A 26,409-nucleotide genomic window follows, 5' to 3' on the forward strand; every position below is an offset into this window, starting at 1 on the left:
ATCAGGATCCTCAACGTCCTGATCGGCCTCTTTGCTTTTCCCTCACATTGATATGTCGCCGGGCCTGTGCTCTATCCGCGGCAAATTCCCGGACTTTTGCCCATGGCCCCGCCTCCTCTTCTTTCTCTGCAGAATATTCAGCTGACCTTTGGCGGCACGCAGCTGCTCGAATCCGCCGAGCTGATCGTGTCGCCCGGCCAGCGCATCGCGCTTGTCGGCCGCAATGGCTCGGGAAAATCGACGCTCCTCAAGATCGCTGCCGGCATGGTGCAGCAGGATGCCGGCAAGCGCTTTGCCGAACCCAGCGCCACCATCCGCTACCTGCCGCAGGAGCCGGATCTTTCGGCCTATGCGACAACGCTCGCCTATGTCGAAGCCGGCATGACCTCCGGCGACGATGAATATCGCGCCCAATATCTGCTCAACGCCCTTGGCCTTTCCGGAACGGAAGACCCCAAGACTCTTTCGGGTGGCGAAGGCCGCCGCGCCGCCCTGGCGCGCGTTCTCGCCCCGCAACCCGACGTGCTGTTGCTCGACGAACCGACCAATCACCTCGATCTGCCCGTCATCGAATGGCTGCAGGCCGAGCTCGATTCCATGCGCTCCGCCATGGTGATCATCAGCCACGACCGGCGCTTTCTCTCCGACCTCTCCCGCTCCACCGTCTGGCTCGACCGCGGCCTCACCCGTCGCATCGAAAAGGGTTTTGGCTCCTTTGAAACCTGGCGCGACGAAGTGCTGGAGCAGGAAGAAAAGGACCGCCACAAGCTCGATCGCCAGATCGTTCGCGAAGAACACTGGCTCCGCTATGGCGTCACCGCCCGCCGCAAGCGCAATGTCGGCCGCCTCGAACGCCTCGCCAATCTGCGCCAGGACCGCCGCGATCAGCGCCGCGTCACCGGCGCGGTCAATATGCAGGTCACCGAAGGCCGCACTTCTGGCGCGCTGGTGGTGGAAGCCGAAAACATCTCCAAGAGCTTTGGCTCGCGCACGGTTGTCCGCGATTTCTCGACCCGCGTGCTGCGCGGCGATCGCGTTGGCCTCGTCGGCCCCAATGGCGCGGGCAAGACTACGCTGATCAAAATGCTCAATGGCCTGCTCGAACCCGATAGCGGCACGATCAAATTGGGCTCGGCCATCGAACTTGCCATGCTCGACCAGGGCCGCGCCCGCCTCGATCCGGAAACGCGCCTCAAGGACGCGCTGACCGGCGGCGGCAGCGATACCTTGAAGATCAACGGCGAGAACAAGCACGTCGTCGGCTATATGAAGGACTTCCTGTTCACTCCCGAACAGGCCAATACGCCGATCGGCAAGCTGTCCGGCGGCGAACGCGCCCGTGTCGCGCTGGCACGCGCCTTGGCGCTGCCCTCGAACGTCCTCGTCCTCGACGAGCCGACCAACGACCTTGATCTCGAAACCCTCGATCTCCTCGAAGAAATGGTTTCGGACTATTCGGGCACCGTCATCGTCGTCAGCCACGATCGTGATTTTCTCGACCGCGTCGCTACCTCAATCATCATGGCCGAAGGCGACGGCAACTGGCTCGAATATGCCGGCGGCTACTCCGACATGGTCGCCCAGCGCGGGGCAGGGGTCTCTGCCCGCGTCGTCGAAAAGGTGGCAGCGGCCGCAAAGCAGAAATCAGAACCCTCCAGCGCCCCGGCAGCGTCCAAGCGCAAGCTGAGTTTCAAGGAAAAGCACGCCCTCGAAACCCTGCCCAAGGAGATCGCCAAGCTCGACGACCTTATGGCGACCATCAACCGCAAGCTCGCCCAGGCCAATTACTACACCCGCGACCCCCAAGGTTTTGCCAAGGATTCCGCGGCGCTGAGCGAAGCGGCGACCAAGAAGGCCAAGGCCGAAGAGCAATGGCTGGAACTGGAAATGCTGCGAGAAGAGATCGAAGGCTAAGAGCTGGCGCTCGAATGGTGAGGTCCTGCCCCCAGCCCCATCGTCACCACCGGGCTTGTCCCGGTGGTCCATGCCCCACCCACCACGTCATCCCCGCGAAAGCGGGGATCTCTGTTTCGGACCGGGAGATTTCCGCTTTCGCGGGAATGACGCCGTGATGAAACGGGTCAGGCGCGCGCCGGCCCCTGCCCAGCTCCCGTAGCCTCGATCGCCTTGGCAATCACCTCGACATCCCCTGCATCGAGCTCCAGACTCGCCGCGTCGATCCAGCCATCGACCTGCGCCGGCGAACGCGCGCCAACAATCGTCGCCGTCAGCCCCGGCCACGCATGGCACCAGGCCAGCGCCACGCTCGACACACTGGTTCCATGCTTTTCCGCAATCGGCTCCAGGCTCTCGGCCAGTGCTAGATTGGCCGTCAGCTTCTCGCCCTGAAACTCCGGACTACCCTTGCGCCAATCATTGTCCGGCATGGCCGCAACGCGCTCGGCCGTCATCGTGCCCGTGAGCAGCCCCGCCTGCATCGGTGAATAGCAGATCGTGCCCGTGCCATGCTCTGCGCACCACGGCAAAATCTTGCCCGCCGTCTCGCGCCGGATCATCGAAAACGGTGGCTGCAGCGTCTCGACATGTCCGATCGCCTCGGCCCGTGCCAACTGCCCCTCGTCATGGTTGGAAAGCCCGACATGGCGCACCTTGCCCTCGGCCTTGAGCTCCAGCAGGCTCGCCCAATAGTCTTCCAATGGCACATCGTCCGAGGGCCAGTGCATCTGGTAGAGATCGATCACATCGACCTTCAGGCGCTTTAGCGAATTTTCCAGCTCCTGCCGCAGATGTTTCCGCTCGCCGATCCGCCGCGGATTCTGCCCGTTCTCGTCGCGAACGATCCCGCCCTTGGTGAAAACCAGCGGTCGCTTGTCTGCAGATAGGCCCGCCAGTGCTTCGCCGATCACCGCCTCGGAGTGCCCATTGCCATAGACCGCCGCCGTGTCGATCCAGTTGATACCGCTATCGATCGCATGCCGAATCGCCGCCATGGAGTCCTGATCGTCCTGCGGTCCCCACATATTGCCGCCCATGGCCCAGGCGCCGATGCCGAGCTTGGTGATGTGCATTCCCGTCTGGCCAAAGGCCCGTGTCGGCAGATGCGTCTTCATCGCGTGTCCTTCCAAAACTGCTGGCTTTTCCATGGTCTACAAGCCGAAGGTTCTCTTGTCACCCGTCATGTATGGAAGATATAAGGCACTAACATGTTACGGTGATGAAGGATCAACCGACCGATGCAAGCCCTGACCATCCTGCGTCCCGGAGAAGCCGCGCTCACCGAGAAGCCGGTGCCTATGCCCGGCCCCGGCGAAGTCGCCATCGATCTCGCCTTTGTCGGCTATTGTGGCTCCGACCTGACCTCTTATCGCGGCCTCAATCCGCTGGTGAGCTATCCCCGTGTGCCCGGCCACGAAATTTCCGGCACCATTGCAGAACTAGGGCAGGGTGTCGAAAATCTTGCTCCCGGCACCGCCGTAACCGTGCTGCCCTATTTCAATTGCGGCACCTGTCGCGCCTGCCGTTCCGGCCGGGTCAATGCCTGCCCTCATAACCAGACCATGGGCGTGCAGCGCGAAGGTGCCATGACCGGCCGCATCGTCGTGCCTGCCACCAAGGTGATTGCAGTCACCGGTATCTCCCAGCGCGATCTGGCCTTGGTCGAACCCTGCGCCGTCGGTTTCCACGCCGTCCGCCGCGCCGAATTGACCGCGGGCGAAACCGTCGTTGTCCTCGGCTGCGGCATGATCGGCCTCGGCGTCATCCTCGGCGCCCTGCGCCAGGGAGCCCGCGTCATCGCCGTCGATCTCAGCGACGCCAAACTGGAAGTCGCCAAAAAGCTCGGCGCTCACGAGGTCATCAATGCCTCAACGGATGTAAGAGCCTGCGTCGCCGAACTGACGGGGGAGGGGCCTGATGTCGTCGTGGAAGCCGTCGGCGCCGAGGCTACTTTTCTCCAGGCCGTCGATCTCGTCGCCACGGCCGGCCGCGTCGTCTATATCGGCTACGCCAAGTCCCCGATCGCCTATGAAACCAAGGTGTTTATCACCAAGGAACTCGACATCCGCGGCTCCCGCAATGCGCTGCGCTCGGACTTTGACGATGTCATCGACGAACTGCGCAAGCGCCCCGATGCGGGCGATCTCATCGTCACGCGTACCGCAACGCTGGATGAGGCTGCCGAGGCACTGGCTGATTGGCATGCGCGGCCGGGTGATTTCACGAAGATTCTGGTGCGGTTCTAGGCCCTCAACGGCCCGCTCCCGACCTCACCCTCTTCTCACTGCGTCATTCCCGCGCAAGCGGGAATCTCTCTTCGGCCTGCACAGGAGATTCCCGCTTGCGCGGGAATGACGCGGTGGGGGTGGCGGCAGGCGACTAATCCCACGCCCCAAGCATCGACGCGGTAACAAAATCCAGATGCGCCGCCATGGCCTCGCGGGCCGCTTCAGCATTTCCCTGCACGATACCCGCAACGATCCGCGCATGGTCATCCATGATGTGCGTCCGCACCTCGCTCATGCTCGCAAGATGCTCGTGAAATTTCGTATCGACGACTTCGAAGCGTGAGTTCCACAGCAGGTCCAGCACTTCGCGCAGCATGGTATTGCCCGAGCCTTCGGCAATGGTCAGGTGCAGCATGCGGTCGCTTTCCGAAGACCAGCGATTGTTCGTCGTCTCGGCCTGCATGCGCCGCATGGCCTCGGCCATCCGGGCCGTGCCTTCGGGCGAAATATTCTGGCTCGCCAGCGCCGCGGCTTCCGGCTCCAGCAGACGCCGGACCCGCATGATTTCAATGGGTGAATGTCCCTCGTCGGGCAGGGCGGCGCTGCCCTTGCTCTGGTCGCGCACAAAGGCGCCGACCCCAACGCGCACTTCCACGAACCCGGCCACTTCAAGCGCAATCAGCGCCTCGCGCACCGTGGGGCGAGACACCCCGAGGCTTACTGCCAGATCGCGCTCCGACGGCAATTGCCGCCCGGCCTCGACCTCACCTGCCAGGATCTGATCCCTGATCTGGTCGGCAATCTGGATATAAAGTTTGCGGTTGGATACGGCCTGAAGTTTCATTCTCTCCCCCTAGAACCTGCTTCCGCTTTGGGGAAGCGGGTTCCAAGCCGTTTAATTGAAGTGAGGCGGCTATGCCGTTCCCTGTCTCAACCCATAGCGCCACGCTCGTTGCATGTCCACTGGTCTGACCACTTGACAGCCTGATCGTTTTGCCATTCATTCCTCCCACATTGCGAGGACGGCTCGGGAGCAACGGAGCCGCCATACGCATCGGGAGGACTTTACATGGCTGGGCATTTCGCACCGGCATCCCCAGCGGATGCGGCGGTGCCGCTGGCGAACCCGCCGGTCCCATTGGTCGAAATGACCGACATCGACAAGTCCTTCCCCGGCGTTCGGGCCCTCTCCAAGGCGCGCTTCGAGCTCAAGCCCGGCGAAGTCCATGCCCTGATGGGCGAGAACGGCGCCGGCAAGTCGACGCTGATGAAGATTCTTTCGGGCGTTTACACCCGCGATGCGGGCTCCGTGCTCCTCGATGGCCAGCCGGTGGACATCACTTCGCCGCGACAGGCCCAGTCCCTTGGCGTCGGCATCATCCATCAGGAACTGGCGCTGATGCGCGACCTGACCGCCGCCCAGAACATCTTTGTCGGCCGCGAACCGCGCCGTTTCGGCATTCTCGACGAAGGCCAGCTCAACCGCGACGCGGCAGCCATCTTCGCTTCGATGAACCTAAAACTCGAGCCGACGGTAAAGGTCGAAACCCTCACCATCGCCAAGCAGCAGATGGTGGAGATCGCCAAGGCGCTCTCCTATCGCTCCCGCGTCCTCATCATGGATGAGCCGACCGCCGCGCTGAACGACGCCGAGATCGCCGAGCTGTTCACCATCATCAATCGGCTCAAGGCCGAAGGCGTCGGCGTCGTCTACATCTCCCACAAGATGGACGAGATCAAACGCATCTCCGACCGCGTCACCGTGATGCGCGACGGCGAATATGTCGGCACCGTCCCGGCCGCCGATACCCCCATCGAAACCATCATCTCCATGATGGTCGGCCGCACTCTCAGCAATGAGGCGCTGGTCATCCCCAACACCGCCGACGCCCCGATTGCCCTTGAGGTCAAAAACCTCAATCGCGGCCGCGAAATCCGCGACGTCAATTTTTCGGTGAAGAAGGGCGAAATCCTCGGCTTTGCCGGCCTCATGGGCGCCGGACGCACCGAAGTCGCCCGCGCCATTTTTGGTGCCGACCGGCGCGAGAGCGGCGAAATCTGGGTCCACGGCAAGCGCGTCGGCATTGCTTCGCCCAAGGACGCGGTGGAGGCCGGCATTGGCTATCTCTCCGAAGACCGCAAGCATTTTGGCCTCGCGACTGGGCTCGACGTGCGCAACAATATTGCGCTCGCAAGCCTTGATCGCTTCACCGGCCTCGGCGGCGTGCTCGACGAAGCCAGCATGCAAAAGGAAGCCGTCGGCTATATTGGCCAGCTTTCCATCAAGACGCCCAGCGACACCCAGGAAGCGCGCCTTCTCTCGGGCGGCAACCAGCAGAAGGTTGTCATCGCCAAGTGGCTGCTGCGCGATTGCGACATTCTCATCTTTGACGAACCGACGCGCGGCATCGATGTCGGCGCAAAATCCGAAATCTACAAATTGCTCAATGCACTGGCAGCCGAAGGCAAGGCGATCATCGTCATTTCCTCCGAACTGCCCGAAGTGCTGCGCCTTTCCCACCGTATCGCGGTGATGTGCGAGGGGCGTCTCACCGGCATGTTGCCCGGTGGCGCATCCCAAGAAGAAATCATGCGTCTGGCGACCCAGCGCCAGAGCAGCGTGGCCGAAAGCGCCACCCAAAGGAGGACGGCATGACCGATACCGCAGCCCCCGCGGCCCAAAAATCCGGGCCCCGCATTTCCGGCGCCTTCCATCGGCTCCTCGCCTTTTCGGGTCTGATCGCCCTGGTCGTCGCCTTCTCGCTGGCTTCGCCCAATTTCATGCAGACCCAGAATATCCTGGCCATCCTGCAGGCGACCTCGGTCAATGGCGTCCTCGCCATCGCGGCAACGCTCGTCATCATCACCGGCGGCATCGATCTCTCGGTCGGCACGCTGATGACTTTTTGCGCCGTCATCGCAGGCGTCATCCTCACCTATCTCGGCCTGCCTTTGCCCCTCGGCGTCGTCGGCGCCATCCTCGCCGGCACCGTCTGCGGGCTCATCTCCGGCACCATCATCGCCAAACTCAAGGTCCCGCCCTTCATCGCCACCCTCGGCATGATGCTGATTCTCAAGGGACTTTCGCTGGTCATCTCCGGCACGCGCCCCATCTATTTCAACGACACGCCGGGCTTCAACCAGATCGCCTTGGGCTCCGTCGTCGGCCAGATCATTCCGGCGGTACCGGTCCCCAATGGCGTGATGATCCTCTTCGCCGTGGCGCTGATTGCCGCCTTCGTCTTGGGCAAGACCGCGCTTGGCCGCTACACCTTTGCGCTGGGCTCCAACGAAGAAGCCGTGCGTCTCTCCGGCGTCAATGTCGATCGCTGGAAGATCGGCGTCTATGCGCTGGCCGGCGGCATTGTCGGCGTTGCTGGCGTGCTCATTGCTTCGCGTCTCAATTCCGCCCAGCCGGCTCTCGGCCAGGGGTATGAGCTCGACGCCATTGCGGCCGTGGTTATCGGCGGCACCTCGCTTTCGGGCGGTCGCGGCACCGTGCTCGGCACGCTGATCGGCGCCCTCATCATATCCGTGCTGGCCAATGGCCTGCGCATCCTATCGGTGGCTCAGGAATGGCAGACGGTGGTGACCGGCTGCATCATCATCCTGGCTGTCTATGCCGACATACTGCGGCGCCGCACACTTTAGGCGCCGATTCTGCCTGCGCCCCGCGGGGCGCCAACAAAATGGCTCAAGCAATGCCAAGAAGTTTCAACGCAGCATGTGGGAGGAAAACCATGCTCAACCGTCGCACCCTGCTCGGCGCCCTCAGCGCCGTCGCAATGCTCGCCGCATCCAACGGCGCCGCATTCGCGCAGGATACTTATGACATCGCCCTGATCTCCAAAGGCTTCCAGCACCAGTTCTGGCAGGCCGTGAAAGCCGGTGCCGACAAGGCCGCGGCCGAGTTTGGTGCAAACGTCACCTTCGAAGGTCCGGAAAGCGAAACCCAGGTCGACCGCCAGATGGATATGCTGGCCGCCGCTCTCTCGCGTCAGCCCGATGCCATCGGCTTTGCCGCCCTCGACAGCCAGGCTGCCGTGCCGCTGCTGCAGCAGGCTTCGGATGCCGGCATTCCGATCATCGCCTTCGACTCCGGCGTCGATAGCGACATTCCGCTCTCGACCGCTACCACCGACAACGTCGCCGCTGCCGCTCTCGCGGCCGACAAGATGGCCGAACTGATCGGCAGCGAAGGCAAGGTTGCCGTCGTTGCCCACGACCAGACCAGCCGCACCGGCATCGATCGCGTCGATGGCTTCGTCAACCGCATCAAGGAAGCCTATCCGAACATCGAAGTGGTGTCGGTTCAGTACGGCGGCGGCGACCAGCTGCAGTCGACCGAAATCACCAAGTCGATCCTGCTCGCCAATCCCGACCTCAAGGGCATCTTTGGTGCCAATGAAGGCTCGGCCATCGGCGTTGCCAATGGCAAGACGGAACTGGGCAGCCAGATCGTCGTCATCGGCTTTGACTCCGGTGCAGCTCAGAAGGGCATGATCACCTCGGGCGTGATGGCCGGCGCCATCACCCAGAACCCGGTCGGCATCGGCTACGAGACCGTCAAGGCCGCCATCGGCGCGCTCAAGGGAGAAACCCTGCCCAAGGTCATCGACACCGGCTTCTACTACTACGACGCCTCCAACATGGCTGACCCGGAAATCGCCGCGGTCCTCTACGACTAAGACTTTCACCGGCCGGGCAGCGCTTCGCGCTGCCCGGCTTCTGCTTTTCAGGAACAGAATATGGCCGACCTCAACGGAAAGATCGTCTTCATCACCGCCGCTGCCCAGGGGATTGGCGAGGCTTCGGCCCGCGCTTTCGCCAAGGCAGGCGCCAAGGTGATCGCGACCGACATCAACGAAGCCAAGCTCAAGGAGCTTGATGGCACGCCCAATATCACGACGCGCCTGCTCGACGTTCTTTCCGATGAGGCCGTCACCCAGGCCGTCGCCGAAATCGGCCGCATCGACGTGCTCTTCAATTGCGCCGGCGTCGTCCACAACGGCACCCTACTCGAGATGAGCGACAAGGATTTGGATTTCGCGCTCGATCTCAATGTCCGCGCCCAGGTCCGCACCATCAAGGCCATCCTGCCGCAGATGCTGGAACGCAAAGACGGCGCCATCATCAACATGGCAACGGTTGCCTCCTCGATCAAAGGCGTGCCCAACCGCGCCGCCTATACGATTTCCAAGGCCGCCGTCATCGGCCTCACCAAGTCCATCGCGTCCGACTACACGACCTCCAATATCCGCGTGAACGCCATCTGCCCCGGCACGGTGGAATCGCCGAGCCTTCACGATCGCTGGCACGCCACCGGCGATTTCGAGGGCGCGAAAAAGGCTTTTATCGCCCGCCAGCCCATCGGCCGCATCGCCCGCCCCGATGAAGTTGCCGATCTCGCGGTCTATCTCGCCGGCGCCACCTATACGACCGGCCAGGTCCACATCATCGACGGCGGCTGGACGGCGTAGGCCCCCTCATCCGGCGCTACGCGCCACCTTCTCCCCGAGAGGGAGAAGAATAGAACCGGCGCCTGCCTGAACGCGGTGCCCCCTGTTCCTCTCCCTCTCGGGGAGAGGGTGGATCGGCCGAAGGCCGAGACGGGTGAGGGGGCCTTTTGGATAGTTGCAAATGAAGATCACCACCCTCACGACGCACGACCTGCGCTTCCCCACCTCGGCCTCGCTCGACGGGTCCGATGCGATGAATCCCGATCCCGATTACTCGGCTGCCTATGTCGTCCTCGGCACCGATGGCGACCTTGAAGGCCATGGCCTGACCTTCACCATCGGCCGCGGCAATGAAGTGGTCTGCGCCGCCATTGCGGCCCTGACCGATCGCGTTACCGGCCTCGATCTCGACTGGGTCGAAGAAAATCCCGGCCGCTTCTGGCGCCACATGACCGGCGACAGCCAGCTGCGCTGGATCGGCCCCGATAAGGGGGCCATGCACCTCGCGACCGGCGCCGTCGTCAACGCCGTCTGGGACCTTCTCGCCAAGCGTGCCGGCAAACCCGTCTGGCTCTATGTCGCCGAAATGAGCCCCGAACAGCTCGTTTCCATCATCGACTTCCGCTATTTGACCGACGCCATCACGCCCGAAGAAGCCCTCGCCATCTTCAAGGCCGCCGAGCCGGGTAAGGCCGAGCGCATCGCAAAACTGCGCGCCGAAGGCTATTCCTGTTACACGACCTCGGCCGGCTGGCTCGGCTACTCCAACGAAAAGCTGACGCGCCTCGCGACCGAAGCCGTCGCCGAGGGTTTTACGCATATCAAGATGAAGGTCGGCCGCGACCTCGCCGACGATATCCGCCGCCTCGAAATCGTCCGTTCCATCATGGGGCCGGATCGCTACCTAATGATCGACGCCAATCAGGTCTGGGAAGTCGACCAGGCCATCGAGTGGGTCAACCAGCTTAAGCGCTTCAATCCCTATTTCATCGAAGAGCCGACGAGCCCCGACGATATCGAGGGCCATCGCAAGATCCGCGACGCCATCGCACCGGTAAAAGTCGCGACCGGCGAAATGTGCCAGAACCGCATCATCTTCAAGCAGTTCATCACCCGTGACGCCATCGACGTGGTGCAGATCGACGCCTGCCGCATCGGCGGCCTCAATGAAGTGCTCTCTGTCCTGCTCATGGCCGCAAAATACAAAAAGGCCGTCTGGCCGCATGCCGGCGGCGTGGGTCTCTGCGAATATGTGCAGCACCTGTCGATGATCGATTATCTCGTCGTATCAGGCACCAAGGACGGCCGGGTGATCGAATATGTCGATCACCTGCATGAGCATTTCATCGATCCCTGTGTGATCAAGAATGCTGCCTACATGCCGCCGGAGCTGCCGGGATTCTCGATCGAAATGAAACCGGCCTCGATTGCCGGGAATAAATTTATTGCTCCGGTAAAGGCGCAATAAACCATCGAAGAGAGTCCTGCTAAATGCATGTGAGACATTAAGTTTCGCATAAGGGCTCATCCATATCATCACCCTCGCATTAGGCCGGGGGGCTGTATTGTGTACGTGCTGATCGTGGATGACAGCCGGTCGAGTCTGGCCTTACTGGGCTCGATCGTTCGGGAAATAGTGGGTGAGGGCGTCGAGCTTTGTCTCAATCCGCTCGAGGCCCTCAAGCGTTGCGAGGAGCGGCAGTATGATCTGCTGCTCGTCGACCACATCATGCCGGAAATGGACGGCATCCACTTCATCGAAATGCTGCGGAACTGCGACAACTATCGCACCGTCCCCATGGTCATGGTGACCTCCGACATCGACAAGGCCATCCGCATCGAGGCCATCCGCGTCGGCGCCAATGATTTTCTGACCAAGCCCTTCGACCCCATCGAGCTCAAGGCGCGTATCACCAATCTGCTTGCCCTGCGCGGCGCGCAGGTGGAACTGGCCGATCACGCCAATCGCCTGACGCGCGAAGTCGCCAAGGCTACGGCCCACCTGCTCGCCCGCGAGGAAGAGATCATCTGGCGCCTCGCCCGCGCCATCGAATATCGCGACGGCGACACTGGCGAACACGTCTCGCGCGTCGCCCAGATCAGCAAGATCATCGGCGAGGGCCTCGGCCTCACCGCGCAGCAATGCCGCATGATCTATCTCGCCGCCCCCCTCCACGATATCGGCAAGATCGCCATCGCCGACGCTATCCTGAGTAAGCCCGGCAAGCTGACGCCGGAAGAAATGGCCCGCATGCGCGAGCACGTCACCATCGGCGCCCGCATCCTTGCCGATGCCGACAGTGATCTTATCCGCACGGCCGAACTGATCGCTCAGAGCCATCATGAAAAGTGGGATGGCACCGGCTATCCCAACAGAATCTCGGGCACGGCCATTCCCATCGAAGCGCGCATTGTCGCCCTGGCCGACGTTTTCGACGCCCTCTGCTCGGAGCGCCCCTATAAGCGCGCCTGGCCGCTCGAAGAGGCCTATGCCGAAATCGCCCGTTGCTCGGGCAGCCATTTCGATCCGGCCTGCGTCGCCTCGTTCCAGTCCCGCTGGTGCGAGATTTCCGCGCTCATGGGCGGCAACCCCATCCAGCTCGCCGAAAGCGCCTAAGCCAGTTCCTGCACCGCCGCCCGGGCCCGTCCGCGCGGAATGCAGATCGGTCGGCCATGCACGGGATCAGTCATGATCGCCGCGTCGACCTCGAACACTTCGGCCAGCAGTTCTGGCTTCATCAGCTCTTCGGGCTGCCCCAGCGCCCGCACATGTCCTTCATGCACAAACACCAATTGGTCGGCATAGCGCGCCGCGAGGTTCAGGTCGTGCAGCACCAGCACGATGGTGCGCCCGTCTTCCTTGTTGAGCTTTGATACCAGATCAAGGCAATCAAGCTGATGCGCCATGTCGAGATGGTTCACCGGCTCGTCGAGGCAGATGACATCGGTCTCCTGCGCCAGCACCATGGCAATCCAGGCCCGCTGCAATTGACCGCCCGAAAGCGAACCGATGCGGCGTGTCTTCAGCCCCGTCACGCCCGTGCCGTCCATGGCGCGATTGACGGCGACACCGTCCTTCTCGCTCCAGGGCTGCAACATGGCCTGATGCGGATAGCGCCCCAGCCGCACCAGCTCCTCCACGGTCATATCGGGCGGCGCAGATGGGTTCTGGGCCAAAAGCCCGATCTGCCGCGCCAGGTCCTTGGCGCCGAGCGAAGCGATATCGACATTGTCGAGAAAAATCTGCCCCTTCTGCCCCGTATGGAGGCGCCGAATGGCGCGCAGCAGGGTGGACTTGCCGCAGCCATTAGGCCCGGCCAGCACCGTCACCTTGCCGCGCGGAATGGGCAGGTTCAGCGCATCGAGCACCGTGTCGTGCCCGTAAGTCAGGGTGAGGTCGCGTACCTCTATGCGGCTCGGAACGAGGTCAGCCATTGGTCTTGTCCTTGCGCATGAGAAGGAAGAGGAAATAGGGCGCGCCGACAATGGCGGTCACCGTACCTGCCGGCACTTCGAGGGGCGTAAAAGCCACGCGCACCAGAAGGTCGGCGCCGATCAGCATCATCGCCCCGATCAGGCAGGAAGCGAGAATGCCGGCAAAGCGCGAGCGCCCGACCAGCAACCGCGCCAGATGCGGCGCAATCAGCCCCAAAAATCCCACGCCGCCGACAAAGGCCACGGCAATCGAAGTGAGAACCGCCGCAACGAAAAACACGGCAATGCGATAGACCGGCAGATTAAGCCCGATGCTGCGCGAGGAAACGTCGTCGAGATCGGCCGGCGGCAAGTCCTTGGCCAGCCACGCCGCCACCAGCACCGTGGGCACGAGGCAGATCGCCATGATCTGGATCTCGCTCCAGGAAATGGCATTGACCGCACCGGCGAGCCAGCGCGCTGCCTGTGCCGCCTGATAGACCGGCCCAACCAGCATGAACACCGTCGTCAACGCCTTGGCCACAGCCGCAATGGCAATACCGAACAGCAAGAGGCGAATGGCCGAGGACGATTGCCGCCCAGACAGAATAAAAACCAAGGAAATCGCCGTGAGTGCCCCGATCGCCGCCGCGAGGGGCTGCCAGGCAACCGACACGGTCAGCGCATTGGACTCATTGGAAAAGATGGCAAGGAACAGCACCACGCCAAGCGCCGCCCCATCGACGACACCCAGCACGCCCGGCGAAGCCAGCTCATTGCGCGTGATGCGCTGCAAGAGATAGCCCGAAAACGCGATAGCCGCCCCGGCAATCGCCGCCGCCATGACGCGTGGCATGCGCAATTGCCAGACCACCAGCTTTTCCGTCTTTTCCCCGCCGCCGAGAATGACATTGGCAACCGTCTCGAGCGGGATCCAGGTCGAGCCAAAGGCAACGGCTGCCAGCGTGAGCAGCACAAAAAGCCCGACGATGATGAGAACGATTGCCCCGATGCCAAAGCGGCGCCCGGCGGGGGCAGAGACAGCCAGAGTGCTCATGCCGCTCTCCGCATCAAAAGAACCAGGAGGACAATGGCCCCGACCACAGCGGTGATTGCACCCACCGGCGCCTCGACCGGATAAATCACGAAGCGCGCCGCTACATCGGCCAGCGTCGCATAGACCGCACCGAACAAGGCCGCCGCCGGCAATTGATGAATATGCCGCAAGCCCACCAGACGCCGCGCCGCATGCGGCACGACAAGGCCGACAAAAGCCACCGGCCCAGCCATGGAAACAGCCGCGCCTGTAAGAAGCGCCACGGCAACGAAGGCCAGCCCCCGCACTGCCGCTAGCGGTACACCGAGCCCCGCCGCGGTTGAATCGTCGGCCTGCAGCGCATCGAGCGCCCGCGCCAGCGCGATCCCGATCACCGCACCCACGATCACCACCGGCAGCCCATTGTAAAAGAGCGCAATCGGCCGATCGACAAAGGCACCAGAGAGCCAGAACAGCAATTGCTGCAACTGCGCCTCGTTGCTCGTCAGAAGCACTTCGACAAAGGCATGCGAGAGGCTGGCAAAAGTCACGCCCACCAGCACGATCTTCAATGGAGAAAGCCCGCCCGCGCTCGCGGCCACGCCAAAAACCACGATCGCTGTGACAAAAGCCCCGAACGCCGCCGCCAGCGACAGCCCAGCCAGCGATTGCACGCCGAACATGATGCTCGCCACCACCACGGCCAGCGACGCCCCTGCATTGAGCCCAAGCGTATCGGGCGAAGCGATGCGATTGCGCGAGAGGGTCTGCACCATCACCCCGGCCATGCCCAAAGCGGCACCGGCCAGCGGCGCAATCAGCGCCCGCGGCAGCCGCAGCCCCGCGATCACCACGGCCACTTCCGACCCATCATGGGCGAAAAGCGCCATCCAGACCTGGTCCAGCGAATAGAGCTTATAGCCCAGCGTCAGGCTCATCAGCATGGATAGGGCCAGCAGCAGGACCAGCCCCGCATAGACCTGTACCGGACCCAGGCGCAGGCCCTGCGATTGTGGTGACATTGCCAGTGTGGACACCACTGGGCCCCCATATAGTTGATGTTGACAGTCAAATTAAATTCTGACTTTTTGCACCCATCCAATTTCCGACTAACGATGTCAAGAAAAGATGGGGGAGGGGGACATGAAGTCTCTGCATCTGCTGCTTATGCCGCTGGCCCTGACGGGCCTGCTTGCCGTGCCGACCTTCGCCCGCGAAATCACCCATGCCATGGGCGTCACCGATGTGCCGGACAATCCGCAGCGCGTCGTCGTCCTCACCAATGAAGGCAATGAGGCGCTGCTCGCTGTCGGCGTCGTCCCGATTGGTGCGGTGGAAAGCTGGAAGGGCAATCCCTGGTATGACTACCTGATGCCCCAGCTTGAGGGTGTCACCCTTCTGGGCACCGAGGGTGAACCCAATCTCGAACTCATCGCCAGCCTCGAACCCGATCTGATCCTCGGCAGCAAGGTGCGCCAGGAAAAGGTCTATGAGCAGCTTTCCGCTATTGCCCCCACGGTGATGACCGAAACGCTCGGCGCCCCCTGGAAGGAAAACCTCGTCGTCTACGCCGATGCCGTCGGCAAATCCTCCGAAGGCGCCGCCGCGCTTGCCGCTTTCGACCAGCGTATCGGCGCCATCCGCGAGGCGCTCGGCACCTCGGTCGAAGACACCATCTCCCTTGTGCGTATTTCGCCCGCGCGCACGCGCATGTATCTGAAGGCCTCGTTCCCCGGCGCCATTTTTGAAGCCATCGGTTTCAAGCGCCCCGCGACCCAGGACAAGGACGGCTTTGCCGAAGACCTGACCAAGGAACGCATTCCGGAACTCGCCGCCACCCGCATCTTCTATTTCTCGCCCGATCCGACCGACAAGGAAGCCGAAGCCAATCTCTCTGATTGGACCGCCGATCCGCTCTGGCTCGGCCTCGAAGCGGTCAAGGCCGGTCAGGCCAAGCGCGTTGACGACGCCACCTGGATCGCTGCCGGCGGCATCTTTGCAGCCAATATCGTTCTCGACGACATCGAGGCCACCTATAGCCTCGCCTCTACCCGCTGACTTCAAACAGGAGCTCCTCCCATGTTCCACCGTTTCGTAACTGCCGTTGCCGCCGTGGCGCTGCTGAGCGCCCCGGTCTTTGCCCGCGAAATCACCCACGCCATGGGCGTCACCGATGTGCCGGACAATCCGCAGCGCATCGTCGTCTTGACCAATGAAGGCACCGAGGCGCTCCTCGCCATCGGCGTCAAGCCGGTCGGCGCCGTAAAATCCTTCGTCGGCGATCCGTGGTGGGATCACATCGCCGCCGACATGACCGATGTGGTGGTCGTGGGTGAAGAGTCGGCCGTGAACCTTGAAGTGCTGCTCTCGCTCGAGCCCGATCTGATCCTGGGCAACAAGATGCGCCACGAAAAGATCTACGAGCAGCTCTCGGCCATCGCCCCGACTGTCGTTTCCGAGCGCCTGCGCGGCGACTGGAAAATCAACATGGCGCTCTACACCGACGCCGTCGGCAAGGGCGAAGACGGCAAGGCGGCTCTCGCCAAGTATGACGGCCGCATCGCCGCGCTCCACGACGCGCTCGGCGCCTCGCTCGATGAGAAGATTTCCATCGCCCGCTTCATGTCCGGCCAGACCCGCATCATGTTCAAGGACAGCTTTTCGGGCCTCGCCCTCTCCGAACTCGGCTTCCAGCGTCCTGCCACGCAGGACAAGGACGAGTTCGCCGAAGAGATCACCAAGGAACGCATCCCTGAGTTCGAAGGCGATCGCCTGTTCTACTTCACCTATGAAACCGGCAATGGCGAAGGCGACACCCAGGCCAAGGACTGGCTGGCCGATCCGCTCTGGAACAATCTCGAAGTGGTCAAATCAGGCAAGGTCCACCCCGTTTCCGACGCCATCTGGAACACGGCCGGCGGCTATATCGCTGCCAACCTGATGCTCGACGACATCGAAAAGATCTACGGGTTGGCAAGCACTCGCTAAGCACCGAAAACGCCCCAACCTCCAATGTCACCCCGGCCTTAGGCCGGGGCCCATCCTGAAATCTCAAGATGGATCCCGGCCTTCGCCGGGATGACAGCCGGCGGGTTGGGCAACACCACTCCCACCACAGGAAACCGAGAATGCTCTCTCTCCGCTCCTCCGCGGCCCTGGCGGCCGTCTTCGTCGCCGCCACCACGCTCGTCGCGCCGGCTTTTGCCCGCGAAGTCACCCATGCCATGGGAACAACCGAAGTGCCCGACGCCCCGCTGCGCGTCGTCATCCTCACCAATGAAGGCACCGAAGCCCTGCTCGCTCTCGGCGTCAAGCCCGTCGGCGCCGCCCAGAGCTGGGATGGCAATCCCTGGCACGCACACCTGACCGATCTCCTCGTCGACACCGTCGATCTCGGCACCGAACTGGCTGTCGATCTCGAAGTGCTGGCAACGCTCGAACCCGATCTCATCCTCGGCACCAAGGTGCGTCAGGAAAAGATCTATGAGCAGCTGTCCGCCATTGCTCCCACCGTCATGACCGAAACCATCGGCGGCGAGTGGCAGGAAAACCTGAAGTTCTACGCCGCGGCCCTCGGCAAGGATGCCGAAGCCGAAGCCGTTCTCGCCACCTTCGACGCCCGCACCAAGGCCATCCACGATGCCCTGGGCGATGCCGTCAACGAACAGATCTCCATGGTCCGTTTCTCGCCCAACCGCACCCGCATCTATTATAAGGATACGTTTAGCGGCCTGATCCTCGACCAGATCGGTTTCCAGCGCCCGCCCGCCCAGGACAAGGACGAGTTCGCCGAGGAAGTGACCAAGGAGCGCATCCCCGACATGGCCGGCGATCGCATTTTCTACTTCTCGAGCGATCTCAAGGACGCCGAGCCCGAAGCCAATCTCGCCGACTGGCTGGCCGATCCGCTCTGGAACAATCTTGAGGCCGTTAAGGCCGGCAAGGCCCAGCGCGTCAGCGAAATCACCTGGAACACGGGCGGCGGAATCTACTCGGCCAACCTGATGCTCGACGATATCGAGAAGATCTACGGCCTCGAAAGCACCCGTAAGTAAGATTCTCAACAGCTCGTCACGACCGCATGGGGACACCTCCCCACCACCAAACGTCATCCTCGGGCTTGACCCGAGGACACTTCACCTGCTGAGGCCGCGGTAAGTACAGAGCCCTCGGGTCAAGCCCGAGGGTGACGATCGGTAAAGGATGGCCGGCCGGCTAAAGCCCCGCAACCAACCCCGCCCAATCCTCCACCAGTTCGTCGCGTGCCCTGAGCCCGCCACTCTTCTGGTGCCGCTGCTCATCCTGCGCCAAGCGCACGAAAACCAGCTGCCGATCACCCTTCTCGGCCCAGCCCACATACCAGCCCCAGCCCCGCGCCCGGTCGAAATTCCCATCCGCCATCCGCGGAAAGGCCGAGCCTGTCTTGCCCTGCAGCGTCCAGCCGTCGTTGGCCCCGCCCTGCTGCACCAGTTCCATGGTCCCCGAGATCACCGCCGGCGACACCGGCAGCTTGCCGTCCACCAGCGCCGCGACAAACCCCGCCTGCTCCAGCGGCGAAATCTTCAGCGATGAAGAAATCCAGGACCGTTCAAGCCCATTGTCCTTGCCCGGATCGCCGGAAAAATCGGCATTCCCGTAACCAAATTTCTGCGCATAGGCCGTCAGCTTTGCGGCCCCGAGCATCTCGGTCAACCGCTGCGAATACCAGACCGTGGAATTGGCCATCCACATGGTCGGGTCCGTATCCTGCCGCCAGGCCTCGCCCATCCAGTCGGCATAACCTTCCTTGAAGGGTAGTTTCGGCTCATGCGCCGAGGTGATGATTCCAGCATCATATGCCATCACCGCCAGCGCTACCTTGAAGGTCGAAGCCGGCGTCACCCGCGTTTCGCAGTCGCCCTCTTGATGCAAGACCGTCCGCGTCGCCGCATCGGCAATCAGCGTACAAATATCCCGCGCCTGTGCTGGAACGGCCAAGGCAAAAATACCCGCCAGAGCGGCGGCAAATAAAGTCAGTCGCACGAAAATCTCCCCCGGCCTTCTGGCCGCGCGCCAGTTCTTCAGCCCCGCTGCGTCGCAATTGTGACGCGGCAGAACTCATGGTGAAGAGGAGGTAAAGGAGAAAAGCGCCTTAACGCAGCCCAGACTTTTCGAGCAGGCCCAGGCGCTTGGCGTCGTAATAATAGCCGCTGGCATAGAGCTGCATGGCGCGGTCGTGATTGCCGCCCGCCGTCACATAGGCGCCGGCGAGATAGCGCACGGCAAAGCGCAGATTGGTTTCCGCATCGAGCAGGCCCGCGGCCTCACCCGAAAAACCCATGCCGCGTGCCGTAGCGTGGCTGATCTGCATCAGCCCGTAATAGGGCCCATTGCGCGCCGCCGGATTGTAGCCGCTTTCGCGCACGATCACCCGGCGCACCAGGCTCTCCGGCACGCTATATTGCGTCGAATAGTGGGAAATCAGCCCATCGAGCGAACCGCGCTCGCTGGCGGCAAAGCCGAGCAGCAGGTCTGAACCGGCGCGCGGCACATTCGCCGCCTTGGGCACATGGCCCGCCGGGGTCGGCATGGGCGCTACAGGGGCAGCGGCAGCGATGGCCGCCGAAGCGGATTTATTGCCCGGAAGCGGCTTGATGCCGGACATGGAGCAGCCCGAGACGATGACCGCCAGCGCCAAAAGTCCCGCCAGAGGTATGGCCCGTGCCGTCATGCCTTCGTCCTTTTGCGGATGCTTCAATTGCGGCATCTAAGCCCAAATCGCGGCGCCTTGATGGCAGAACAATGTTCCCATGCCGCGCAAGCATATTGTGATCACTATGCCGGCTTCTGCCGTCAAAAGGTTTACGCTTCCTTACTGCAATTGCTTAGGTGATGAAAGCAAGTCTATCGAAAACCGGCTCTCAGACCCGTTCGAGCCCCACGGCAATACCCTGGCCAACGCCAATACACATGGTCGCCAGCGCCCGTTTCTTGCCCGTCAGCGAGAGTTCCAGCGCCGCCGTCCCGGTAATCCGCGCGCCACTCATCCCCAGCGGATGCCCCAGTGCAATCGCCCCGCCATTCGGGTTCACCCGCGGATCGTCCTCGGCAATCCCGAGGTCGCGCAACACGGCAATGCCCTGGCTCGCAAAAGCCTCGTTGAGCTCGATCACATCGAAATCGCCAGCCGAAAGCCCCAGCCGCGCAAACAGTTTTTTGCTGGCCGGTGCCGGCCCCATGCCCATGATCCGCGGCTCGACGCCCGCGGTGGCGCCACCCAAAATCCGCGCAATCGGCGTCAGGCCATACCTCCTGGCCGCCGCCTCCGAAGCGATGATCAGCGCTGCCGCCCCATCATTCACCCCCGAAGCATTCCCCGCCGTCACTGTCCCATTGGGAAAAAGCGGGCGCAACTTCGCCAGCGTTTCCACGCTCGTTCCGGCGCGCGGGTGCTCATCCGTATCGACGACAACCGGATCGCCCTTTTTCTGCGCAATCGAAACCGGCACGATTTCCTGGCCCAGCCGCCCGCTCTTCTGCGCCGCCACGGCCTTGTCCTGGCTCCGCACCGCAAAAGCGTCCTGCGCGTCCCGCGACACGCCAAACTCCTGCGCCACGTTCTCGCCGGTCTCGGGCATGGAATCGACGCCATAAAGCGCCTTCATCGCTGGATTGACGAAACGCCAGCCGATAGTGGTGTCATAAATCTCGGCATTGCGCGAAAACGCCGTCTCCGCCTTGGGAAGAACAAACGGCGCCCGCGACATGCTCTCGGTGCCGCCGGCAATCACCAGTTCCGCCTCGCCAGCTTTGATTGCTCGCGCCGCAGCGATGACCGCATCCATGCCCGAGCCACAAAGCCGGTTGATCGTCGTCCCGGTCACCCCCACCGGCAATCCCGCCAGCAGCAGGCTCATCCGCGCGACATTGCGATTGTCCTCGCCCGCCTGATTGGCATTGCCAAAGATGACGTCGTCGACCGCATCCCAATCGACCTGAGCCTGCTCCGCCATCAGTGCTTTGAGCGGAATAGCGCCGAGATCATCCGGCCGCACAGAGGACAGCGATCCACCAAATCGCCCTATCGGCGTGCGCTTGTAGGCGCAGATAAAAGCATCAGCCATTTATGAAACCTCCGGCGCGATCAGGTCGCCAATCACATCGGGCAGCACCAGTTCCGCCCCCGTCACCGCCTGCAATTCCTCGACGCTCATCGACGGCAATTTCTCGCGCAGCACGAAACGGCTATTCTCGATATCGATCACCGCCAGGCTCGAATAAATCCGCGTCACGCAGCCAACGCCCGTCAGCGGCAGCGAACACCGCTTCACCAGCTTCGGTTTTCCGTCCTTGGTCACATGGTCGGTGATGACAGCCACGCGCTTGGCTCCATGCACCAGGTCCATCGCCCCGCCCACGGCAGGCACGCCCTTCGGCCCCGTCGACCAGTTGGCGAGATCGCCATTCTCCGCGACTTCATAGGTCCCAAGGATCGCCACATCCAAATGCCCGCCGCGCACCATGCCAAAACTGTCGGCATGATGGAAAAATGCCGCGCCGGGTTTGAGCGTGATCGCCTTCTTGCCGGCATTGATCAGGTCCCAGTCCTCTTCACCCTCCGGCGGCGCCTCGCCAAAGTTCAGCACGCCGTTTTCGGTATGGAAAATCGCCTGCCGCCCCGGCGGCTGGAACTTTGCGACCATTTCCGGAAAGCCGATGCCGAGATTGACATAGGCGCCGTCCGCAATGTCCTGCGCCGCGCGCCAGGCGATTTGTGCGTTGGAAAGTTTTTGGCTCATGCGTAGGCCACCCCTTCGCGCATCAGCGCCTCTTCCTGCTTGGCGTCAGCCACTTTCACAATGCGATTCACAAAGATCCCGGGGGTGACGACCTGTTCGGGATCGATCTCGCCCGGCGCAACAATCTTTGTCGCCTGCACGATCGTCAGCTTTGCCGCCGCCGCCATCAGCGGCGAAAAATTCCGCGCCGCCTTGCGATAGGTCAGGTTGCCCATCGTATCGGCCAGCTCTGCCTTGATCAGCGCCGCATCGGCCTTCAGCCAGCGCTCCTGCACATAAGATTTGCCATCGAACTCGGCCACCGGCTTGCCTTTGGCCACATCGGTCCCAAAGCTCGCCGGCGTATAAAAGGCCGGAATGCCCGCACCGCCAGCGCGAATGCGCTCGGCCAGCGTACCCTGCGGCACCAGCTCCAGCGCAATTTCGCCCTTGAGATACTTTTCCGTAAAAGCCCGTGGATCAGCCGAGCGCGGAAACGAGCAGACCATTTTGCTGACCATCCGCGCATCGATCATAGCGGCAATCCCAATGCGCCCATTGCCCGCATTGTTATTGACCACGGTCAGGTTCTTCGGGCTTCCCGTCGCCTTGAACCGGTCGATCAGCGCATGAATAAGCTCGATGGGCGCGCCCGAGCCGCCAAACCCACCCACCATCAGCACCATGCCATCCTCGATCCCCGCTACGGCAGCGGCGAGATCGGGCACTGTCTTGTCCATTGTCTTGTCCTTTTCGGCTGGGGCCGAAAGCATGTTTGCCATCGGAAACCCGCGGACGGAAATGAAATGGTGCGGGCCATATATAGGTTGGAGGTTATGATTTATCGTCGCGAGTCGCCAAAAAGCGTCGATACTGCGATTGATCAATAACCGTTAGGCGATCCTGATCTGCTCAACCAGCTTCTGCGCCAGCCGCAAGCTCGCCCCGGTCGACACCAGCATCTGCGGCAGCGTCAGCCATTCGAGCGTCCATGCCGCGCCCGAGCGTTCATTCTCATGCACCAGCGTCTGATTGAGCATGCCCGAAAGCCCCGCCACCTGCCGCGCCAGCGCCACCAGCACTTCCGCATTCACCGGATTGCTCTTGTGCGCCATGGCCGAAGACCCGCCGCCGCCTTCCAGCGCCAGAGCCGCAACCTCGTTCTGCGCCAAGAGCGTCACATCCATGCCCATCTTGCCCAGCGTCCCGGCAATCAGCGCGAGCAAATTCCCCAGCGCCGCAATCGGATCGCGCTGCGCCTGCCACGGCGTCGCCAACCCGAGATCGAGCCGCTTCGCCATGCCGGCTGCAATGGTGTCGCCAAAACCCTCAAAACTGCCGCGATCCCCCACCGGCCCGCCAAGCTGAATGACAAGCAGGCTCCGCCGCATCCCGGCCAGAGCACGCAGATGCCGCTGCAGAGGCTCGCCCCAGCTCGCTAGTTTTGCGCCCCATGTCGTCGGCAGCGCCACCTGCATCCGGGTATGCGCCATCAGTTTCTGGTCGCCGTGCAGATGCGCCAGCTCTTCCAACGCTGCCAACAAAGCAGACAGCCGCGTTTCATAAACGCCAAGCACCTTTGCCACCTGCAGCATCAGCGCCGTATCAATGACATCCTGGCTCGTCGCACCCTTATGGAGGGCAGGGCGATGCTCCTCTGGAATCCCCGCCTTCAATTGCTTGACCAGCGCCGGCACCACCACGCCATCACGCGCCATGCCCGCGGCCAAATCTGACCAATCCGGCTCAAAACTCGCCGCCGCAGCAACGATAGTGCCCGCCGCCTCGGCAGACACAAACCCACAATCCGCACTAGCCTCCGCCAGCGCGCGCTCAAAGGCCAGCATGGCCCCAAGCTGCGCCTCGTCCGAGAGCAGGTCTTCGATTTCCGGGTCGCCGGTGAGAGCAGAGAGGAGGGTGGTCATGTCAGCCTAAATATCAAAAAACACCGTCTCCTTCTCCCCCTGGAGATGGATATCGAGGTGATAGCGCCCGGCGTTTTCTTTCCGCGCAATCAGCGTCTGCCGCCGGCGCTTGTCCATGATCTTGTTGAGCACGAAGTCGCCCTCGTTGGCCTCGGCTTCGTCCTCAAAATAAAGCCGCGTCTGCAGCCCGATATTGATGCCGCGCGCCACGATCCACAGCGACACATGCGGCGCCATCGGCTTCCCGTCCGGCCCCGCCACGCGCCCCGGCTTGATCGTTTCAAACGTCGCGACGCCATCGCCATTGGCCGGCTGCCGCCCCCAGCCCGTAAAGGCCGGCACGGAATTGGAATTGGGCGCCGTCGGCGAAACAAAGCTGCCGCTGGCATCGGCCTGCCAGATTTCTACCAGCCCATCATTGAGCGGCACGCCAGCCCCGTCGATCAGCCGAATAGATAGCGTAATCCGCTCTCCTTCGACCTCGCCATTGATCATGGTGGACCCCATGTCGGTGGCATAGACACCCGGGATATCGCAAAAATTCGGCGTCATGCCGATATGGACATAGGGCCCAGCCGTCTGCGACGGGGTTTCCTTCAGCGTCGGAACGGGATGCAACATCAATTCCCCTCGAGCTTATTTTCAAACATGGTCGAACGCCGCCCGCGCAGCACGATATCGAAGCGATAGGCCAGCGCATCCATCGGCGTCGTATTCTGCCGATCAAGCCGCGCCGTCAGCTGGTCGATCGCCGCCTTGTCATTGATCGTCGCGACGATCGGGCACTGCCAGATCATCGGATCGCCCTCGAAATACATTTGTGTAATCAGCCTTTGCGCAAAGGCATGGCCGAAGACGGAAAAATGGATATGCGCCGGCCGCCAGTCATTGCCGCCATTGGGCCAGGGATAAGCACCCGGCTTCACCGTTCGAAAATGATAAAACCCGTTCTCGTCTGTAATCGAGCGGCCAAAGCCCCCAAAATTGGGGTCGAGCGCCGCCAGATACCCTTCCTTCTTGTGCCGATAGCGCCCGCCCGCATTGGCCTGCCAATATTCCACCAGCGTATGGGGCACCGGCCGCGCATTTTCGTCGAGCACTTGCCCATAAACAATCATCCGCTGCCCGATGGCGTCGGTGCCGTCCTGGCTGAAATTGCGGATCAGATCGTTGTCGAGCGCCCCAAGCTTTTCGTGGCCAAAAGTCGGCCCCGTCATTTCCGACTTGGTCGGCCCCAAGGCCAGCAGGCTATGCTTGGGCGCACGAAACGTCGTGCTCTTATATCCCGGCGTATCCGCGGCCGGGTGCCAGGCGCGGTCGCGCTGATAAAGAACGCCATCGGCGCCGGGCAGAATAATGCCGCTCATTGCCCACTCCCCTCGCGCTTCGCCAGTTCTTCGCGCGCAATCTTGAACGCCCGATTGGCCGCCGGCACGCCGGCATAAACCGCCACATGCAGCAGCGCTTCTTTGATGTCGTCGGGCGTGGCCCCGGTATTGGCGGTGGCCCGCACATGCATCGCCACTTCCTCATCATGGCCCAAGGCGGCGAGCAGGGCGAGGGTGATCATCGAGCGCTCGCGCTTGCTCAGTCCCGGCCGCGACCACACCGAGCCCCACGCACCCTCAGTAATAAAACTCTGAAAGTCGGCATCGAATTCGGTCATTTTCGCCGAGGCATTGTCCACATGGGCATTGCCCAGGACCGAGCGGCGCGTCGCCATGCCCCGGTCGTAAAGCGTCGTATCAGCCATGACCGGCCTCCTTCAAAAATTCGAGCATCAGGCTGGCCAGTTTCTCCGGCGCCTCGATGGATGGAATGTGTCCCACGCCGGGGAAGATTTCGAACCGCGCATCGGGAATGGCCGCGGCGGCGGCCTCAACCTGCGCCGCTGGCATGGCGAGATCCTTCTCTCCGGCCACCAGCAGCGTCGGCAGGGTAATTGCGCTGATCCTGTCCCGCAAATCCGCATCGCGCAGTGTTGCGCAGGTCGCGGCATAGCCCCGCGCATCGCAGCGCAGAAACATGTTGCGCCAGCCGGCCAATTCCTCGGTCCGCTCCGCGCGAAACTGCGGACTAAACCAGCGCTCCATGATCCCGTCGGCAATCGAGGCCACGCCATTGTCGAACACCGCATTCATCCGCGCCGTCCAGAATGCATGGTCACCCGATTTCGCCGCCGAATTGCAGATCACGAGTGCCGTCAACCGCTCCGGCGCCCGCAAAGCTGCGCCCTGCGTGATGAGCCCGCCGATCGACACTCCGCCCAGCGCAAAGCGCCCGATCCCGAGATGATCGACCAGCCCAAAGAGATCATCGAGATGGTCATCCAGCGTGTAGTCGCCAGTGGGAATATCGCTCAGCCCATGCCCGCGCTTGTCATAGGACACAACGCGATACGTCTCGCTCAACCGCGAGATCACCCCGTCCCAGATCCGCGCATCCGTGCCGAGCGAATTGGCGAGCACGACCACCGGCGCCCCTTCGGGTCCAGCCAGACGATAATGCAACAGCACGCCATTGATGCGGGCAAAGTTCATGGGGCCTCCCTCTCGGGGCGTCGGAAGCCTGTTGGACGTAAACTCTCCCCTCCTTCGTCACCACCGGGCTTGTCCCCGTGGATGGATTGCCGGG

26 protein-coding genes are annotated in these 26,409 nt (G+C 62.5%); 11 read left to right on the forward strand and 15 right to left on the reverse strand.

What is annotated here, in order from left to right; translation table 11 throughout:
* The first annotated feature begins 102 nt into the window (after window positions 1–102).
* A complete protein-coding gene (locus ACSQ2A_RS21375; RefSeq protein WP_436073865.1) occupies window positions 103–1,914 on the forward strand; it encodes an ABC-F family ATP-binding cassette domain-containing protein in 1,812 nt (603 codons plus the stop codon).
* A gap of 167 nt (window positions 1,915–2,081) precedes the next feature.
* On the opposite strand, the gene ACSQ2A_RS21380 is transcribed toward ACSQ2A_RS21375, so the two are convergent.
* Window positions 2,082–3,071, reverse strand: a complete 990-nt coding sequence (locus ACSQ2A_RS21380) for an aldo/keto reductase (RefSeq protein ID WP_436073866.1) — start codon at window positions 3,069–3,071, stop codon at window positions 2,082–2,084.
* Window positions 3,072–3,194: 123 nt separating this feature from the next.
* Between ACSQ2A_RS21380 and ACSQ2A_RS21385 the strand changes: the two genes are divergently transcribed.
* Window positions 3,195–4,202 carry a zinc-binding alcohol dehydrogenase family protein gene (locus tag ACSQ2A_RS21385; protein ID WP_436073867.1) on the forward strand — a complete coding sequence of 336 codons (1,008 nt, stop codon included), beginning with the start codon at window positions 3,195–3,197 and terminating at the stop codon, window positions 4,200–4,202.
* 133 nt (window positions 4,203–4,335) lie between these two features.
* Here ACSQ2A_RS21385 and ACSQ2A_RS21390 read toward each other — a convergent pair whose 3' ends face one another.
* Window positions 4,336–5,028: a FadR/GntR family transcriptional regulator gene (locus tag ACSQ2A_RS21390; protein WP_295414369.1), complete on the reverse strand. Its 693-nt coding sequence runs from the start codon at window positions 5,026–5,028 to the stop codon at window positions 4,336–4,338.
* A 303-nt stretch (window positions 5,029–5,331) separates the two neighbouring features.
* Between ACSQ2A_RS21390 and ACSQ2A_RS21395 the strand changes: the two genes are divergently transcribed.
* The 6 genes from ACSQ2A_RS21395 to ACSQ2A_RS21420 all read left to right on the forward strand — a co-directional run bounded on the left by ACSQ2A_RS21395 (window position 5,332) and on the right by ACSQ2A_RS21420 (window position 12,260).
* On the forward strand, window positions 5,332–6,840 hold the full coding sequence (locus ACSQ2A_RS21395; RefSeq protein ID WP_436073901.1) for a sugar ABC transporter ATP-binding protein: 1,509 nt from the start codon (window positions 5,332–5,334) through the stop codon (window positions 6,838–6,840).
* Window positions 6,837–7,835, forward strand: a complete 999-nt coding sequence (locus ACSQ2A_RS21400) for an ABC transporter permease (RefSeq protein WP_295414370.1) — start codon at window positions 6,837–6,839, stop codon at window positions 7,833–7,835. The genes ACSQ2A_RS21395 and ACSQ2A_RS21400 overlap by 4 nt, the downstream gene beginning before the upstream one ends.
* A gap of 89 nt (window positions 7,836–7,924) precedes the next feature.
* On the forward strand, window positions 7,925–8,872 hold the full coding sequence (locus ACSQ2A_RS21405) for an ABC transporter substrate-binding protein (protein ID WP_436073868.1): 948 nt from the start codon (window positions 7,925–7,927) through the stop codon (window positions 8,870–8,872).
* A 60-nt stretch (window positions 8,873–8,932) separates the two neighbouring features.
* Entirely contained in the window at window positions 8,933–9,664 is a 732-nt protein-coding gene (locus ACSQ2A_RS21410; protein WP_436073869.1) for an SDR family oxidoreductase, read from the forward strand.
* A 160-nt stretch (window positions 9,665–9,824) separates the two neighbouring features.
* Window positions 9,825–11,111: an L-fuconate dehydratase gene (locus ACSQ2A_RS21415; protein WP_436073870.1), complete on the forward strand. Its 1,287-nt coding sequence runs from the start codon at window positions 9,825–9,827 to the stop codon at window positions 11,109–11,111.
* Between the two features lie 99 nt (window positions 11,112–11,210).
* On the forward strand, window positions 11,211–12,260 hold the full coding sequence (locus ACSQ2A_RS21420; RefSeq protein WP_436073871.1) for an HD domain-containing phosphohydrolase: 1,050 nt from the start codon (window positions 11,211–11,213) through the stop codon (window positions 12,258–12,260).
* Here ACSQ2A_RS21420 and ACSQ2A_RS21425 read toward each other — a convergent pair.
* The 3 genes from ACSQ2A_RS21425 to ACSQ2A_RS21435 are packed head-to-tail and all read right to left on the reverse strand — an operon-like array spanning window position 12,257 to window position 15,130.
* Entirely contained in the window at window positions 12,257–13,078 is an 822-nt protein-coding gene (locus ACSQ2A_RS21425) for an ABC transporter ATP-binding protein (RefSeq protein ID WP_436073872.1), read from the reverse strand. The genes ACSQ2A_RS21420 and ACSQ2A_RS21425 overlap by 4 nt on opposite strands.
* Window positions 13,071–14,114: a FecCD family ABC transporter permease gene (locus tag ACSQ2A_RS21430; protein WP_436073873.1), complete on the reverse strand. Its 1,044-nt coding sequence runs from the start codon at window positions 14,112–14,114 to the stop codon at window positions 13,071–13,073. Before ACSQ2A_RS21430 ends, ACSQ2A_RS21425 begins: the two co-directional genes overlap by 8 nt.
* A complete protein-coding gene (locus ACSQ2A_RS21435; protein ID WP_436073874.1) occupies window positions 14,111–15,130 on the reverse strand; it encodes a FecCD family ABC transporter permease in 1,020 nt (339 codons plus the stop codon). The genes ACSQ2A_RS21430 and ACSQ2A_RS21435 overlap by 4 nt, the downstream gene beginning before the upstream one ends.
* Window positions 15,131–15,236: 106 nt before the next feature.
* Between ACSQ2A_RS21435 and ACSQ2A_RS21440 the strand changes: the two genes are divergently transcribed.
* The 3 genes from ACSQ2A_RS21440 (at window position 15,237) to ACSQ2A_RS21450 (ending at window position 18,148) form a co-directional block, all read left to right on the forward strand.
* Window positions 15,237–16,151 (forward strand): ABC transporter substrate-binding protein, encoded by a 915-nt coding sequence (locus tag ACSQ2A_RS21440; RefSeq protein ID WP_436073875.1) that lies wholly within the window; start codon window positions 15,237–15,239, stop codon window positions 16,149–16,151.
* A gap of 21 nt (window positions 16,152–16,172) precedes the next feature.
* On the forward strand, window positions 16,173–17,081 hold the full coding sequence (locus tag ACSQ2A_RS21445; protein ID WP_436073876.1) for an ABC transporter substrate-binding protein: 909 nt from the start codon (window positions 16,173–16,175) through the stop codon (window positions 17,079–17,081).
* Window positions 17,082–17,221: 140 nt separating this feature from the next.
* Window positions 17,222–18,148 (forward strand): ABC transporter substrate-binding protein, encoded by a 927-nt coding sequence (locus tag ACSQ2A_RS21450; protein WP_436073877.1) that lies wholly within the window; start codon window positions 17,222–17,224, stop codon window positions 18,146–18,148.
* Window positions 18,149–18,308: 160 nt separating this feature from the next.
* Here ACSQ2A_RS21450 and blaOXA read toward each other — a convergent pair whose 3' ends face one another.
* From blaOXA to pcaD, 10 genes are all read right to left on the reverse strand, one after another.
* Window positions 18,309–19,109, reverse strand: coding sequence for a class D beta-lactamase (gene blaOXA / locus ACSQ2A_RS21455; RefSeq protein WP_436073902.1), 801 nt, complete (start codon window positions 19,107–19,109; stop codon window positions 18,309–18,311).
* Between the two features lie 115 nt (window positions 19,110–19,224).
* Window positions 19,225–19,803: a transglycosylase SLT domain-containing protein gene (locus tag ACSQ2A_RS21460; protein WP_436073878.1), complete on the reverse strand. Its 579-nt coding sequence runs from the start codon at window positions 19,801–19,803 to the stop codon at window positions 19,225–19,227.
* A gap of 190 nt (window positions 19,804–19,993) precedes the next feature.
* Entirely contained in the window at window positions 19,994–21,196 is a 1,203-nt protein-coding gene (gene pcaF, locus ACSQ2A_RS21465) for a 3-oxoadipyl-CoA thiolase (RefSeq protein WP_436073879.1), read from the reverse strand.
* The gene (locus tag ACSQ2A_RS21470) at window positions 21,197–21,871 is read right to left on the reverse strand and encodes a 3-oxoacid CoA-transferase subunit B (protein WP_436073880.1); all 675 of its coding nucleotides are present in this window, start codon (window positions 21,869–21,871) and stop codon (window positions 21,197–21,199) included.
* Window positions 21,868–22,590 (reverse strand): 3-oxoacid CoA-transferase subunit A, encoded by a 723-nt coding sequence (locus ACSQ2A_RS21475; protein WP_436073881.1) that lies wholly within the window; start codon window positions 22,588–22,590, stop codon window positions 21,868–21,870. Before ACSQ2A_RS21475 ends, ACSQ2A_RS21470 begins: the two co-directional genes overlap by 4 nt.
* Before the next feature lie 153 nt (window positions 22,591–22,743).
* On the reverse strand, window positions 22,744–23,775 hold the full coding sequence (locus ACSQ2A_RS21480) for a 3-carboxy-cis,cis-muconate cycloisomerase (RefSeq protein ID WP_436073882.1): 1,032 nt from the start codon (window positions 23,773–23,775) through the stop codon (window positions 22,744–22,746).
* Between the two features lie 6 nt (window positions 23,776–23,781).
* Window positions 23,782–24,396, reverse strand: a complete 615-nt coding sequence (gene pcaG, locus ACSQ2A_RS21485; protein WP_436073883.1) for a protocatechuate 3,4-dioxygenase subunit alpha — start codon at window positions 24,394–24,396, stop codon at window positions 23,782–23,784.
* A complete protein-coding gene (gene pcaH, locus ACSQ2A_RS21490; RefSeq protein ID WP_436073884.1) occupies window positions 24,396–25,142 on the reverse strand; it encodes a protocatechuate 3,4-dioxygenase subunit beta in 747 nt (248 codons plus the stop codon). The genes pcaG and pcaH overlap by 1 nt, the downstream gene beginning before the upstream one ends.
* Window positions 25,139–25,528, reverse strand: a complete 390-nt coding sequence (pcaC, locus tag ACSQ2A_RS21495) for a 4-carboxymuconolactone decarboxylase (protein ID WP_436073885.1) — start codon at window positions 25,526–25,528, stop codon at window positions 25,139–25,141. Before pcaC ends, pcaH begins: the two co-directional genes overlap by 4 nt.
* Complete coding sequence (gene pcaD / locus ACSQ2A_RS21500; RefSeq protein WP_436073886.1) at window positions 25,521–26,315, reverse strand: 3-oxoadipate enol-lactonase; 795 nt, start codon at window positions 26,313–26,315, stop codon at window positions 25,521–25,523. Before pcaD ends, pcaC begins: the two co-directional genes overlap by 8 nt.
* Window positions 26,316–26,409 lie beyond the last annotated feature (94 nt).

Origin of the sequence: Devosia sp. LjRoot3 (assembly GCF_964252865.1) — a bacterium.
Lineage (GTDB): Bacteria > Pseudomonadota > Alphaproteobacteria > Rhizobiales > Devosiaceae > Devosia.

Bases quoted from the DNA above. Each gene is read 5' to 3' on its own strand.
- ACSQ2A_RS21375 (WP_436073865.1), top strand. From the start codon at position 103: ATGGCCCCGCCTCCTCTTCTTTCTCTGCAGAATATTCAGCTGACCTTT.
- ACSQ2A_RS21380 (WP_436073866.1), bottom strand. From the start codon at position 3,071: ATGAAGACGCATCTGCCGACACGGGCCTTTGGCCAGACGGGAATGCAC.
- ACSQ2A_RS21385 (WP_436073867.1), top strand. From the start codon at position 3,195: ATGCAAGCCCTGACCATCCTGCGTCCCGGAGAAGCCGCGCTCACCGAG.
- ACSQ2A_RS21390 (WP_295414369.1), bottom strand. From the start codon at position 5,028: ATGAAACTTCAGGCCGTATCCAACCGCAAACTTTATATCCAGATTGCC.
- ACSQ2A_RS21395 (WP_436073901.1), top strand. From the start codon at position 5,332: ATGACCGACATCGACAAGTCCTTCCCCGGCGTTCGGGCCCTCTCCAAG.
- ACSQ2A_RS21400 (WP_295414370.1), top strand. From the start codon at position 6,837: ATGACCGATACCGCAGCCCCCGCGGCCCAAAAATCCGGGCCCCGCATT.
- ACSQ2A_RS21405 (WP_436073868.1), top strand. From the start codon at position 7,925: ATGCTCAACCGTCGCACCCTGCTCGGCGCCCTCAGCGCCGTCGCAATG.
- ACSQ2A_RS21410 (WP_436073869.1), top strand. From the start codon at position 8,933: ATGGCCGACCTCAACGGAAAGATCGTCTTCATCACCGCCGCTGCCCAG.
- ACSQ2A_RS21415 (WP_436073870.1), top strand. From the start codon at position 9,825: ATGAAGATCACCACCCTCACGACGCACGACCTGCGCTTCCCCACCTCG.
- ACSQ2A_RS21425 (WP_436073872.1), bottom strand. From the start codon at position 13,078: ATGGCTGACCTCGTTCCGAGCCGCATAGAGGTACGCGACCTCACCCTG.
- ACSQ2A_RS21430 (WP_436073873.1), bottom strand. From the start codon at position 14,114: ATGAGCACTCTGGCTGTCTCTGCCCCCGCCGGGCGCCGCTTTGGCATC.
- ACSQ2A_RS21440 (WP_436073875.1), top strand. From the start codon at position 15,237: ATGAAGTCTCTGCATCTGCTGCTTATGCCGCTGGCCCTGACGGGCCTG.
- ACSQ2A_RS21445 (WP_436073876.1), top strand. From the start codon at position 16,173: ATGTTCCACCGTTTCGTAACTGCCGTTGCCGCCGTGGCGCTGCTGAGC.
- ACSQ2A_RS21450 (WP_436073877.1), top strand. From the start codon at position 17,222: ATGCTCTCTCTCCGCTCCTCCGCGGCCCTGGCGGCCGTCTTCGTCGCC.
- ACSQ2A_RS21460 (WP_436073878.1), bottom strand. From the start codon at position 19,803: ATGACGGCACGGGCCATACCTCTGGCGGGACTTTTGGCGCTGGCGGTC.
- pcaF (WP_436073879.1), bottom strand. From the start codon at position 21,196: ATGGCTGATGCTTTTATCTGCGCCTACAAGCGCACGCCGATAGGGCGA.
- ACSQ2A_RS21470 (WP_436073880.1), bottom strand. From the start codon at position 21,871: ATGAGCCAAAAACTTTCCAACGCACAAATCGCCTGGCGCGCGGCGCAG.
- ACSQ2A_RS21475 (WP_436073881.1), bottom strand. From the start codon at position 22,590: ATGGACAAGACAGTGCCCGATCTCGCCGCTGCCGTAGCGGGGATCGAG.
- ACSQ2A_RS21480 (WP_436073882.1), bottom strand. From the start codon at position 23,775: ATGACCACCCTCCTCTCTGCTCTCACCGGCGACCCGGAAATCGAAGAC.
- pcaG (WP_436073883.1), bottom strand. From the start codon at position 24,396: ATGTTGCATCCCGTTCCGACGCTGAAGGAAACCCCGTCGCAGACGGCT.
- pcaH (WP_436073884.1), bottom strand. From the start codon at position 25,142: ATGAGCGGCATTATTCTGCCCGGCGCCGATGGCGTTCTTTATCAGCGC.
- pcaC (WP_436073885.1), bottom strand. From the start codon at position 25,528: ATGGCTGATACGACGCTTTACGACCGGGGCATGGCGACGCGCCGCTCG.
- pcaD (WP_436073886.1), bottom strand. From the start codon at position 26,315: ATGAACTTTGCCCGCATCAATGGCGTGCTGTTGCATTATCGTCTGGCT.